The organism is Starkeya nomas, from assembly GCF_902703545.1.
GTDB classification, from domain to species: Bacteria; Pseudomonadota; Alphaproteobacteria; order Rhizobiales; family Xanthobacteraceae; genus Ancylobacter; species Ancylobacter moscoviensis.
Genome location: NZ_CACSAS010000001.1, coordinates 1,886,903 through 1,898,343, shown reverse-complemented (window position 1 = coordinate 1,898,343; position 11,441 = coordinate 1,886,903). Strand labels below are relative to the sequence as shown.

Below are 11,441 nucleotides of genomic sequence, written 5' to 3'. Positions count from 1 at the left end.
TGAGCCAACCATATGTACCTCGATAGCAACTTCGGCGGCCTGGGGCCCTCTCAGACGCCCGATCGCCGTTCAGCGCGGCGCGAGCTCGCCGACATCATAGATCGCGCCCTAGCGGCGCTGGACGCGCTAGACGGCGATCCCGATCTAGAACCCAGTGGCGACGAGCTTGATGCCAGTTTCCTGGAGCCGGGTTTTCACGTCGCGCTTCCTTGGGCACTTCCGTATGAAGACGCGGAGGATGACGACTCCCTCGAGCAGACAGCTCTGGAGACGTTCGGCAGGGGCTTTTTCCGGAGTGGCCCTGACGACATCGAAGACGGCAACGACGCGGAACATGATACTGCCGACTTCGAGCCGAGCCTTGCCGCACCGGAAGCCGATTCTCTTACTCTCTCACAAATAGCCTGGTCGCGAGGCGGCGACGACGATCTGGAGTGGGAGCGGATATGAAACGGCTCATGACGACGATTTGTGAGCCGCTGATCTCGGCGCTGCTCGGCAGACAGACCCAAGCTTATCTGCGCGCAGCGAGGGGCATTGGCATCGTCTTCGTTCTGGTGTTCGGTTATTGCCAGATCAGGGGCATACCGTTCTCCGAGGAACGCTTCGCGCTGATAACGGCGGTCGTTGCGCTCGCTGAGGCCTATGTGGCGCAGGCCCGACAGGTGTCCTAACGGTGGATCAGGGTCTGCCGATATTTCGGCAGACCCTGAGTTTTCCACAGCGGCGATTTCTTGCGTCGCTACGTTCCCTTGCAATGTAGCGTCATCTTGTGTTCCTTGTATGTTCTATAAGCGCCCCCTGTGATGACCATGGTGGAGGCCTCGTCAGCTGGGACCAACCCGGCGCTTCATCCTCAAGGGATTTGGGGGCCCGAAAGGGCAGAGACGCGGAAAGTCTCTTTGAATGACTACCCACATCACTGAAGAAACTATTCGCTCTGCGAAAGCGATCGCGCACGAGCTGGGCTGGTCCCTCTCCACGTTTCACCGGCTGAAAGGCCAGCTTCCCCTCTACAAGGGGTGCGCAGGGGGGAAGACTTCGCGGTTCGAAATCACACGTGAAGACTTAGAGGCTTACAAGCGCGCTCGTAGGGCTAAGGCGTGACGGCGCGATCGCTCAGGGAACAGACCTTGCCCCGCTTTGCGCTAAGGCGCGACGAAGCGGCGGCAAGCCTGAGTGTGTCCCCATCGACCTTCGACAAATGGGTTGCCGACGGGCGGATGCCCAAAGGACGTAAAGTCGATGGGTTGATGCTGTGGGATACGGAGCAGATTCGCGAGCATTGGCTGGCGCTACGCGACGGGGTCCTGACCCACAATCCCCTCGACGACATGGTGCTTTGATGGCTCCGGTGAAGCTGCGCTACCTGGTGAAGGACACGGATCGCCGTGGGAATGATCGGTGGTACGTTCGGGTGCCGGGTCGAAAGAAATATCGGATGAAGACCCGCCTCAATGACGACGGTACGGCATCCGAGCCATTTATGGCGGAGTACCACCGCGCCATCCGCGGCGTCGAAGAACCGACACGCCCGAAGCTCCAGCGCGTCGCAGAGGGCAGCTTCCAGTACGCACTGACACGCTACTACGCCTCGCCCCTGTTTCGCGGCTATGAGCTGGCGACGCAGAATGACAAGCGCAGTGTGCTCAACCGCTATGCGGCGATTGCCGGTCCGCTGCCGCTGGCGGCGTTCCGGCGCGAGGACATCGAAAAGAGCCGAGACAAGCGGCGCGATAAGCCAGGCTCGGCCGACAAGCTGGTGAAGTACCTCAAGGCCTTCTTCGCCTGGTGCGTCTTGGAGAAGCTGATCGCGGCGAATCCGGCGATGGGCATCGGGAAGATCAACACCTCGAGCGAAGGCTTCCACGCATGGACCGTCGACGAGGTACGCCAGTTCGAAAAGACGCATCCGATCGGCTCGCCGGCGCGCCTGGCGCTCGCGCTGCTTCTGCACACGGGCGGGCGCCGGGGCGATGTCTACGCGCTGGGGCCGCAACATGTGGTCGAAGGCTTCTTCTCTTTCGTTCAAGAAAAGAACCGTCGGCGCCGGCCGGTGCGGATCGAGATTCCGGTGCGGCCGGAGCTGCGGGCCATCATCGATGCCACGCCAACGGGCGAGCGTTCCTTCATCGTCTCCGCCCATGGGCGCCCGTACACCAAGGAGAGTTTCGGCAACCGGATGCGCGACTGGTGCAATGAGGCTGGGCTGCCACACTGCTCGGCGCACGGGGTGCGCAAGGCGGCGGCGACGATCCTGGCTGAGAGCGGCGCGACGGCTTCCGAGCTGTGCGCCGTCTTCGGCTGGTCGAAGCTGGAGACCGCCGAAATCTACGTTCGCAAGGCACAGAAGAAGCTCATGGCGAGCAACGCGTTCGCCCGGCTTGATGCGCTGATGGCCCGGAAGAATGTCCCACTTTCAGGCGCCAAAACCGTTGATGGGACGAAACGGGCAAAAATCGATGGAAGATCAAAGCCGATCCGAGGAATTGGTGGGCCCGGCAGGACTCGAACCTGCAACCAGACCGTTATGAGCGGCCGGCTCTAACCATTGAGCTACAGGCCCTTCCGGCGGCGCAGGGCGAGCGTCGGCGGGCGGCGGAAACTAGCAAATGGCCGTGCGCTCGCCAACCGGCCAGCCATCGCCGTCCACGCCGGCGTGTGCGATACAGCCTCGCCGCAATACCGCCGCCTTCCCGAAGTGGTCTGCGCCGGTGCCGTTTCGTCATGCGGCTGGTTCGAGGAAAGAAGACATGAAGCTGATCCGCGCCTCCCTGTGCGCCGTCGCGCTCGTCGCGACCCTGACGCCGCTCGCCGCGCAGGACCTCTCCACCGGCCCCCGGCGCCCGGTCCTCACCGTCTCCGGCGAGGGCAAGGCGAGCGCTGCGCCCGACATGGCGACTCTCTCTTCCGGCGTGGTGAGCGAGGGCAAGACGGCGCGCGAGGCGCTCGACGCCAATTCCTCCGCCGTCGCGCAGATGATCGCCGCGATCAAGGCGGCCGGCGTGGAAGGGCGCGACGTGTTCACCTCGGGCTTCTCGGTCCAGCCGCAATACGCGCCGCCGAAGAAGGACAGCAGCGAGGCGCCGCGCATCACCGGCTATCAGGTCAGCAACAACGTCACCGTGCGGGTGCGTGATCTCGCCAAGCTGGGCAACCTGCTGGACGAACTGGTGACCAAGGGCGCCAACCAGATCGGCGGCATCGCCTTCGACATTTCCGAGCCGGGCAAGCTGACGGACGCCGCCCGCGCCGCCGCGGTGAAGGACGCCCGTCATCAGGCGGAGATCATCGCCGAGGCGAGCGGGGTGCGCATCGTGCGCGTCGTGTCGATTTCCGGCGAGGGCGGGCCGCGGCCGATGCCGCGCATGATGTCGGCGCCGGCGATGATGATGAAGGAGGATTCGGTGCCGGTGGAAGCCGGCGAAACCGAGGTCCGCGCCGGCGTCTCCATCACCTATGAGATCGAGCCGCGCTGAGCGGCCTGCGCCAGCCGGCCGCGTCGGACGCGGCCGGAGCCTTCCTTCCGCGCGGTACCAGCAGCTTCAGCCCGCGCGGAAGGATCCGATAGTCGAGCGGCATCCTCTCGCGGCCGAGCTCGCCGTCGGTCGAGACCCAGCTGCGGTCGCGGTTCGGCCGGTCGAGCGTGATCCGGTGCCCGGTCAGGGTGACGATGCCGGGATTCCCGCGCCAGTTGTCGGTCACCATGTCGGCGCCCGCCTTGAGCAGCGCCAGGCCGCCGCGATCCTCGGCCACGTGAAGTTCGAGGAGACCCTCGTCGAGATGCTCGCGCCGCCAGCCCGGCCCGGTGAAGCGGTTGACCGAGATGAGCGCGGCGAAGGCCCGGTAACTGTGAGAGATGCCGTCCACCGTCACGTCGAGGTCGAAGCGGCCGGTGCGGCGCAGGGCATAGGCCGCCGCGAGCGCCACCGCCAGGAAGCGCCAGAGCTTGCGCCGCCGCACCGTCTCGCGGGCGCGCGCCATCTGGCTGAAGAAGCCCATGCCGGAAATGGTGTGGAACGTCCGCCCGTTGAGCGTTCCCAGATCGACTTCGGCGGCTTCGGCCTCGTCCAGCGCGGCGATGGCGGCGGAGAGGTCGCCGGTGGGCATGCCGATGTCGCGGGCGAGCAGGTTCAGGGTGCCGAGCGGCAGGATGCCGAGCACCTTGCCCGACTGCTGGAGGCTGCGCGCAGCGAGGCTCACGGTGCCGTCGCCACCGCCGACGATCACCGTGTCGTGCTGCCCCTGGCCGGAGCTGCGAATGGCGCGCAGGAGCTCCTTTCCGCCCAGCAGACGGACTTCCACCTTCCGCCCGTCGCTCCCCAGCCCTTTCTCCACGAGCCGGCGTACCTCCTCGGCGTTGTGGTCGAGCAGGGTGCCCGCGCGGGCGTTCAGAAGAACCAGGACATGGTGCATGGAGAGACCGGAATCGGCGAGGGGAGAGAGATATTCCCGCGTGATTGCGGCACTGCGAAGAGCTTAGTGAGGTGAGCGAGCGGTAGGTGTAGATTTCCTTCCCGGTGGATGGGGCGGCTCGATTGCGTCGGCCGTGGGGATGCGCCACTGAATCGGTATCGCCGGGGCGCCGGCAGCGGAGATGCGGTTATGGCAGGTGGCGTGTCGATCCTTCGTCTGCGGGCCGGCTTTCTGGTGCTGGCGGCGCTGACGTTCATCTCCTTCAGCGCCGGCCGCTGGGCGGCGACCCTGCTCTCGCTCGGCTGGGTGTGGGCGGCACTGATCGGCATCGCGGTGGCGGCGCTCATTGCGCTCGTCGTCATCAGGCTGGATCGCGTCGCCTATTTCGGTATCGCCGCCGTGGTGACGCTGTTCGGCGCCTACACCGCTTATGACTTCGCGCGCGGTCCCATCGACTGGTCGCAGGGCTGGGCCCTCGTCGCGGCCCTTGTGCCGGGTGCGCTGCTGGCGGCGGCGTTCTGGGATTTCCGCCATCTGGTGGGGGAGATCCGCGCCTGGGCCAACAGCCGGGCCTGAGGGGGCGGCTGCCCCTGTGCTCGATGGAGGGTATCTAGGTGGGGTGGCGGGGCGCCGCTGTCCGTGAGTTGAAGTGGGCCCGCAGCCGGGCGAGCAGGGTGCGGGAGCGTCGCGGCCGCTGCTCCGTGCTCGACGTTGACGTCGCAGGCTCGGCTCGTGACGCCAGCTCGGCATCGCGAGCCTGCTCGAATTGTCGGGCGGCGGAGGCCGGATCGGAAAGGCCGCCGAGGCCTGCGGCCAGCGCCGCCGCATAGGCACGCAGGTCACTCGCCTCGCCGCCTTCGCTGGCGGCTCGTTCGAGGGCTCGAAGCGCGAGCCGGCGCAGTTCCGGCTGCGGTGCCTCGCGCAGGGCGGCGCCGACATTGCGACAGAAGGCCGGAACGCCGTTGGCGATGGACCGGGCGAACCACGGTAGTGCGAAGTCGAGCCGACCGGTAAGCTCCAGAAGCAGCCGCGCATAGTCGAACTGGCCACGGTAGTCCTCGCCTTCGGCGCCGCGCCGATACCAGCGCAGGGCCGCCGCCGGACGAGCCGGACGATCCCAGCCATGTTCGACGAAGCGGCCGAGCATGGTCATCGCCTTGGCGTTGCCGCCCCAGGCGGAGCGCATGTACCAGACCCGCGCCTCGCGCCGGTCCGGGGGCACGCCGCGGCCGTCGAGCAGCAGGGTGGCCAGGTTGAACTGTGCCCAGCCATGTCCCGCTTCGGCGGCCTGGTGATAGTGACGCGCCGCCTCGGCGGCATCGGGGGCCGTGCCCCAGCCCAATTCGTGGCAGCGCCCCACCATGTTGACGCCGTCCATGCTGCCGGCGCTCGCGGCGACACGGAACCAGCGAAGGCCCGCCGCCGGGTTGGCCAGCACACCGTGACCATCCACCAGCATCTGGCCCCAGGCGATCTGGGCGTTCACCAGTCCGTTCAGTGCCGCCGCCTCCACCCAGCGGGCGGCTTCCTCGGGCCGCTCACTGATGCGCGCGCGCAACACATCCGGACCCATTCGCTGGAGCTCTGTGTAGGAAATCCACGCCTCGCGCATGGGCCCGCCGCCATTCTTCGCCTTGCCACCGCCCCCTGCCAGACAAAGGCAATGGGCCTGATATCGTTGTGTCACATAAGGTATCGGCCAGTTTATCGGCAATACGTCCTACGAACTCTTAGTTTTTAATAATTAAAAACTGTGATTTTGAATTGCTATAGAAGGTCGAGGTTGGAACAGATAAAAAACATAATGTTTGAAGCGGGTTAGAATCGCGTCTAATAGCCCCATAAAGAAGCCAATAAGGGGTTGGGGTCCGATGAAGACATTGAAGACGCTTCGCGATACTACACCAAATGCAGCCGTAACGGCTGGTCTTGCCGTTACCATGTCGGCATTCCCGATGTTCGGCGCCGTGGCGCAGCAGGCGGCCGCGCCGGCCTCCAGCGAGGAACTGCCGACGGTCACGGTGGAAGGCGAGGGTTCTCCTGCCAATACGCTCGAAGCGAACACCGGGCTTTCGCGTCTGCCCGGCACTGTCCAGGACACGCCCCAGACCGTTCAGGTCATCACTCAGGAAGTCATGCAGGAGCAGGGCGTCACGACGCTCGAGCAGGCTCTGCGCAACGTTCCGGGCGTCACCGTCGGCATCGGCGAGGGCGGCGGTGGCATGAACGGCGACCAGTTCCGTATCCGCGGCTTCCAGGCCAAGGGCGACATCTACATCAACGGCCTGCGCGATTTCGGCGTCTATGTGCGCGACAGCTTCGCCTATGAGAGCGTCGAGGTCTTCAAGGGGCCGTCCTCCGAGAGCTTCGGTGCCGGCACCACGGGCGGCGTGATCAACTCCACGCTCAAGCAGGCGCATATCGGTGACAAGTACGACTTCGAGGGCCAGTTCGGCACCGGTCCGCTCTATCGCGGCGTCTTCGACTTCAACAAGCAGCTCGACGCGACGACGGCCGTGCGCATCGTCGGCATGGTCAACGAGCAGGACATCGCCGACCGCGATCATGTCGAGTCGAACCGCTACGGCCTGATGGCGGATGTCGGCTTCGGTCTCGGCACCGACCAGACCCTGCACCTGAACTACCTGTACCAGAACGGCGAGCGCACGCCGGACTACGGCGTTCCGGTCGTCACCCCCGGCTTCGGCGACGTGGCGCGCTTCGGCTCGCTCGGCAAGCCGGTGACGGAATGGGGCGTGCCGCGCTCGACCTTCTATGGAAAGGTCACCGACCGCGACAAGACCGAGACCAATATGTTCACCGCCAACTACAAGCGGGAGGTGAACGACTGGCTGACCATCACCAACGACTCGCGGATCGGCTATTACACCCGCGACTTCGCCACGACCGTGCCAGGCTGCGGCAGCAGCACCACGTCGGAAGCGGCCTATGAGGCGAGCTGCACGGGCCAGTTCTTCAACGGCGGCAATCCGGCGATCTCCTTCGGCGGCGGCAATCCGGGCTTCGACCAGACGAGCTGGAGCGGCCAGAACATCACGACCGCGATCGCCAAGTTCAACACCGGCTTCCTGCGCCATGAACTGGTAGCCGGCATCGACATGTACTTCGTCGACGACGAGCGTACGCTGATCTCGGTGAACGGCTCCAAGGGCACGTCGACGATCTACAACCCGATCTACGCCAACACGACGGGCTACTTCCTCTATCCGAACCCGTTCGGCAATAACGGCCAGCGCGAATCGAGCGCCACCGACTTCGGCGCGTTCGTCAGCGACCGCATCTGGCTGACCGACCAGCTCTCGATCCTGGGTGGCGTGCGCTACGACAACTACTCCTCGGATTACAGCTTCTGGTGCGTCGGTTCGAGCTGCGCCAACGGCAGCAACAGCTGGACCTACGCCGACTCCAGCACCAACTTCTGGAGCCCGAAGGCGAGCGTGATCTGGGAGCCGACCGACAACCAGACCTACTACGTCTCCTGGGCGCGTTCGTTCTCGCCGCAGGGCATGTTCCCGACCAACGACATCACCGTCGTCAACCCGACCCAGAACAACCTCGAGCCCGAGAAGAACGAGACCTATGAAGCCGGCTTCAAGGTCGCGCTGCTCGATGGCCGCCTCGGCTTCACCGGCTCGCTGTTCCGCGTCGACAAGAGCAACGCCTTCTACACCGACCCGGTGACCGGCGACACGGTGGAGACCGGCGAGAACCAGCGCGTGCAGGGCGTCGAGCTCGGCCTGACCGGCAACATCACGCCGGCATGGACGATCCAGGCCGCCTACGCCTACTACGACAGCGAGATCCAGACCTCGACCACCGCGTCCTATATCGGCAACGAGGTGCCTTTCGTCTCGCAGAACAACTTCACGCTCTGGACGACCTATGAGCTGACGAAGGACTGGCTGACCACCGTTCCCGGCAAGCTGCTGGTTGGTGCGGGCGTCACCTATGCCGACCAGTACTACACCAACAGCGCCAACACCGCGATCATCCCCGAGACCTTCTCGCTCGATGCTCTGGTGTCCTACGAATACGAGAACTACCGCGTCGCGCTGAACGCCTACAACCTGACCGACGAGCTGAACTACTCGGCGGGCTGGGGCAACCGTGCGGTGCCGGCTGCGGGACGTACCTTCGTCCTGACCGTCGGGGCCACTTTCTGAGGCTCCTCCCGATCCGATTGACCGTCACATCTGGGGGAGAGCCGGAACCACCGGCTTTCCCCCTCTTTTCATTTCCGGACCCCGACCGATGCTGATCCAGATTCCCGATATCCTGACGCGCGAGGAAGTCGCCCATTGCCGCCGCGTGCTGGAATCCTCGCCATGGGTGGACGGGCGCGTGACCGCCGGCCAGCAGGCGGCCCGGACCAAGCTGAACCTGCAGATACCGGTGGAGTCCAAGGAGGCGGCGGATCTCGGCGACATCGTGCTGCGCGCGCTGGGGCGCAACCCGGTCTTCAATTCGGCGGTGATGCCGCTGCGCGTCCTGCCGCCGATGTTCAACCGCTACGACGTCGGCATGAAGTTCGGCGCCCATGTCGACGGCTCGATCCGGGCCATTCCCGGCACCGGCATGCGGATGCGCGCGGACGTATCGACTACGATCTTCCTCACCGAGCCCGAGGACTATGACGGCGGCGAGCTGGTCATCGAGGACACCTACGGCGTGCACGAGGTGAAGCTGCCGGCGGGGCACGCGGTGGTCTATCCGGCTTCCAGCCTGCACAGCGTCAACGAGATCACCCGGGGCAGCCGCTGGGGCTCGTTCTTCTGGTCGCAGTCGATGATCAAGGATCAGGAGCGCCGCGCCATGCTCTACGATCTCGACCGCGCCATCATCGGCACGCGCACCAAGCTGCCGGACGAGGATCCGGCCGTGCTGCAGCTGGCCAACGTCTATCACAACCTGCTGCGGCACTGGGCCGAGCTGTGAGCGCTGAGGGCCGCGTCGCGTAGGGCACGCCGAAAAGGCCGGCGCGCCATTGACGCGAGCCGGCCGGCGGCGATGCTCGGTGGCGATTCCTCACCGGACCCATAACCCGATGCCCGCCCTCTCGACACTTCTGCCGCCTTCGGTCACCCCGATCCTGCTGCTCTTCGCCTCGAACGTGTTCATGACGTTCGCCTGGTACGGGCATCTCAAGCACAAATCGGCCCCGCTGCTCATCGCCATCCTCGCGAGCTGGGGCATTGCCTTCTTCGAGTACTGCCTCGCCGTGCCGGCTAACCGCTACGGCTCGGCGGTCTATTCGACGGTCGAGCTCAAGACCATCCAGGAGGTCATCACCCTCGTGGTCTTTGCCGGCTTCTCGGTGCTGTGGCTGAAGGAGCCCTTCGCCTGGAACCACCTGATCGGCTTCGCGCTGATCGCGCTCGGCGCCTTCTTCATCTTCCAGAAGTGGTGATCAGTCGGCGGGGCCGAGGCGCAGCAGGCGACCTTCGCCGGGATCGTCGGTAAGCAGCCACAGGGCGTCGTCGGGCCCCTGCCGGACATCGCGGATGCGCTCGCCGAGATCGGTCAGCAGCACCTCTTCGTCGACGACCTTCTCGCGCGCCGGATCGAGGCGCAGGCGGACCAGCCGCGTGCCCGAAAGACCACCCGCGAACAGGTCGCCCTTCCACGCCGGCAGAAGATTGCCGTTGTAGAAGGCGAGGCCGGACGGCGCGAAGGAAGGGTCCCAGTACTTTACCGGCTGCTCCATGCCGTCCTTGGCGGTGCCTTCGCCGATCTTTGCGCCGCTGTAGTCCCGGCCATAGGTGATGACCGGCCAGCCGTAGTTCTTGCCGGCTTCGGGATGGTTGAGTTCGTCGCCGCCGCGCGCGCCGTGCTCGATGGTCCAGAGCCGGCCGGTGGCGGGATCGAGCGCGGCGCCTTGCACGTTGCGGTGGCCGTAGCTCCAGATCTCCGGCCGCGCACTGCCCCGGTCGCGGAACGGATTGTCGCCGGGCACCGATCCGTCCGCGCCGATGCGGACGATCTTGCCGATATGGCTGGAGAGTTGCTGCGCCTGATCGCGCAGCGAATAGCGGTCGCCAAGGGTGACGAAGAGCGTGCCGTCGCCGGCGAAGACGAGGCGCGAGCCGAAATGGTTGCTGCCGGTCGCGGCCGGCTGCTGGCGGAAGATCACCTCGACCCCGTCCAGCCGCGCATCGCCGCCGTCCTCGACGAGTCGGGCCCGTGCGACGCTGGTGCCGGAGGCGCCCTCGCGCGGTTCGGCATAGGAGAAATAGACTAGCCGGCTGCTGGCGAAGTCGGGCGCGGGAACGATGTCCAGCAGGCCACCCTGACCGGAGGAATAGACCGGCGGCACACCTTTCACCGGTGCCGAGACGGTGCCGCTGCGGCTGACGATGCGGATCCGGCCGGGGCGTTCCGTCACCAGCATGCGCCCGTCCGGCAGGAAGGCGAGGCCCCACGGGTTTTCAAGGCCGGAGGCGACGGTCTCGACGCTGAGGGGGCCAGCAGAGGAGGGAATGCGTACCGGCTCCTGCGCGATGGCGCCGGCGGTCAGCAGACCGGAGAGGGCGATTGCCGGCAGGAGGCGGGCGAGGGGGCTCAAGGCGGCGCTCCGTGGTTCGACTCCGGAGCGCATGGTTAGAGCACGCCGGCGATGCTGCCAACATCAGTCGGCTGAACAAGCCGTGAGACGCGGCGGAGCGGTAAACGGCGCCGGTCAGCCCTGGCGGTGACGCGGCGCGTGGTCCTCATGAGCGGACTGCAACGTGTGGCGCAGCATGAAGGTGGTGAGGCCGCACAGGCCGACGAAGGCGGACAGCAGGATGGCGCCGACGGCGATACGGTCGTCGGAGACCGAGCCGTGGACGATTTCGAGCGCGGAGGCGCGCTGCAGGCCGAACATGCAGAGCACGGCGACGATCGCGAAGGTGAGCGAGAGCACGACGCCGGCTTCCATCGCCGCGCGGCGGAGCCGGCGGTGGGCGGTGTGGCGGGGCGCGACGTGCCCGGCGGTGCGCTGCTGCGACATGGCGAGACTTCCTCCG

At 66.0% G+C, this 11,441-nt stretch carries 11 protein-coding genes, 1 tRNA gene and 1 pseudogene; 8 read left to right on the top strand and 5 right to left on the bottom strand.

All coding sequences use genetic code 11. From position 1 onward, the window contains the following. Positions 1-12 precede the first annotated feature (12 nt). The 3 genes and pseudogenes from STARVERO_RS09095 to STARVERO_RS23835 form a co-directional block, all read left to right on the top strand. A complete protein-coding gene (locus tag STARVERO_RS09095; protein ID WP_159598617.1) occupies positions 13-450 on the top strand; it encodes a hypothetical protein in 438 nt (145 codons plus the stop codon). Continuing rightward, on the top strand, positions 447-674 hold the full coding sequence (locus STARVERO_RS09090) for a hypothetical protein (RefSeq protein WP_159598616.1): 228 nt from the start codon (positions 447-449) through the stop codon (positions 672-674). Before STARVERO_RS09095 ends, STARVERO_RS09090 begins: the two co-directional genes overlap by 4 nt. 671 nt (positions 675-1,345) lie before the next feature. Further along, positions 1,346-2,290: pseudogene (locus STARVERO_RS23835) on the top strand (site-specific integrase); the annotation flags it as partial. A 200-nt stretch (positions 2,291-2,490) separates the two neighbouring features. On the opposite strand, the gene STARVERO_RS09080 reads toward STARVERO_RS23835, so the two are convergent. Then, a tRNA-Ile gene (locus tag STARVERO_RS09080) sits at positions 2,491-2,566 on the bottom strand. A 187-nt stretch (positions 2,567-2,753) separates the two neighbouring features. On the opposite strand from STARVERO_RS09080, the gene STARVERO_RS09075 reads away from it, so the two are divergent. Further along, entirely contained in the window at positions 2,754-3,479 is a 726-nt protein-coding gene (locus STARVERO_RS09075) for an SIMPL domain-containing protein (RefSeq protein WP_159598615.1), read from the top strand. On the opposite strand, the gene STARVERO_RS09070 is transcribed toward STARVERO_RS09075, so the two are convergent. Next, positions 3,454-4,416 carry a diacylglycerol/lipid kinase family protein gene (locus STARVERO_RS09070; protein ID WP_159598614.1) on the bottom strand — a complete coding sequence of 321 codons (963 nt, stop codon included), beginning with the start codon at positions 4,414-4,416 and terminating at the stop codon, positions 3,454-3,456. The two genes, STARVERO_RS09075 and STARVERO_RS09070, sit on opposite strands and share 26 nt — an antisense overlap. A 201-nt stretch (positions 4,417-4,617) precedes the next feature. On the opposite strand from STARVERO_RS09070, the gene STARVERO_RS09065 reads away from it, so the two are divergent. After that, positions 4,618-4,992 (top strand): hypothetical protein, encoded by a 375-nt coding sequence (locus tag STARVERO_RS09065; protein WP_244616692.1) that lies wholly within the window; start codon positions 4,618-4,620, stop codon positions 4,990-4,992. Between the two features lie 34 nt (positions 4,993-5,026). On the opposite strand, the gene STARVERO_RS09060 is transcribed toward STARVERO_RS09065, so the two are convergent. Further along, positions 5,027-5,989 carry a tetratricopeptide repeat protein gene (locus tag STARVERO_RS09060; RefSeq protein ID WP_244616689.1) on the bottom strand — a complete coding sequence of 321 codons (963 nt, stop codon included), beginning with the start codon at positions 5,987-5,989 and terminating at the stop codon, positions 5,027-5,029. 367 nt (positions 5,990-6,356) lie between these two features. Between STARVERO_RS09060 and STARVERO_RS09055 the strand changes: the two genes are divergently transcribed. From STARVERO_RS09055 to STARVERO_RS09045, 3 genes are all read left to right on the top strand, one after another. Further along, positions 6,357-8,600, top strand: a complete 2,244-nt coding sequence (locus STARVERO_RS09055) for a TonB-dependent receptor (RefSeq protein WP_244616687.1) — start codon at positions 6,357-6,359, stop codon at positions 8,598-8,600. A gap of 88 nt (positions 8,601-8,688) precedes the next feature. Further along, positions 8,689-9,372 carry a Fe2+-dependent dioxygenase gene (locus STARVERO_RS09050; protein WP_144342327.1) on the top strand — a complete coding sequence of 228 codons (684 nt, stop codon included), beginning with the start codon at positions 8,689-8,691 and terminating at the stop codon, positions 9,370-9,372. 109 nt (positions 9,373-9,481) lie between these two features. Further along, on the top strand, positions 9,482-9,844 hold the full coding sequence (locus tag STARVERO_RS09045) for a DMT family protein (protein ID WP_144342328.1): 363 nt from the start codon (positions 9,482-9,484) through the stop codon (positions 9,842-9,844). Here the strand turns inward: STARVERO_RS09045 and STARVERO_RS09040 are convergent, their stop codons facing one another. Both STARVERO_RS09040 and STARVERO_RS09035 read right to left on the bottom strand, forming a co-directional pair. Continuing rightward, entirely contained in the window at positions 9,845-11,032 is a 1,188-nt protein-coding gene (locus STARVERO_RS09040) for a PQQ-dependent sugar dehydrogenase (RefSeq protein ID WP_159598613.1), read from the bottom strand. Between the two features lie 81 nt (positions 11,033-11,113). Further along, positions 11,114-11,425 carry a hypothetical protein gene (locus STARVERO_RS09035; RefSeq protein WP_159598612.1) on the bottom strand — a complete coding sequence of 104 codons (312 nt, stop codon included), beginning with the start codon at positions 11,423-11,425 and terminating at the stop codon, positions 11,114-11,116. Positions 11,426-11,441: the final 16 nt, after the last annotated feature.

Coding starts and splice junctions, on each gene's coding strand:
- STARVERO_RS09095 (WP_159598617.1), top strand. CDS start 13: ATGTACCTCGATAGCAACTTCGGCGGCCTGGGGCCCTCTCAGACGCCC.
- STARVERO_RS09090 (WP_159598616.1), top strand. CDS start 447: ATGAAACGGCTCATGACGACGATTTGTGAGCCGCTGATCTCGGCGCTG.
- STARVERO_RS09075 (WP_159598615.1), top strand. CDS start 2,754: ATGAAGCTGATCCGCGCCTCCCTGTGCGCCGTCGCGCTCGTCGCGACC.
- STARVERO_RS09070 (WP_159598614.1), bottom strand. CDS start 4,416: ATGCACCATGTCCTGGTTCTTCTGAACGCCCGCGCGGGCACCCTGCTC.
- STARVERO_RS09060 (WP_244616689.1), bottom strand. CDS start 5,989: ATGGGTCCGGATGTGTTGCGCGCGCGCATCAGTGAGCGGCCCGAGGAA.
- STARVERO_RS09055 (WP_244616687.1), top strand. CDS start 6,357: ATGTCGGCATTCCCGATGTTCGGCGCCGTGGCGCAGCAGGCGGCCGCG.
- STARVERO_RS09050 (WP_144342327.1), top strand. CDS start 8,689: ATGCTGATCCAGATTCCCGATATCCTGACGCGCGAGGAAGTCGCCCAT.
- STARVERO_RS09045 (WP_144342328.1), top strand. CDS start 9,482: ATGCCCGCCCTCTCGACACTTCTGCCGCCTTCGGTCACCCCGATCCTG.
- STARVERO_RS09040 (WP_159598613.1), bottom strand. CDS start 11,032: ATGCGCTCCGGAGTCGAACCACGGAGCGCCGCCTTGAGCCCCCTCGCC.
- STARVERO_RS09035 (WP_159598612.1), bottom strand. CDS start 11,425: ATGTCGCAGCAGCGCACCGCCGGGCACGTCGCGCCCCGCCACACCGCC.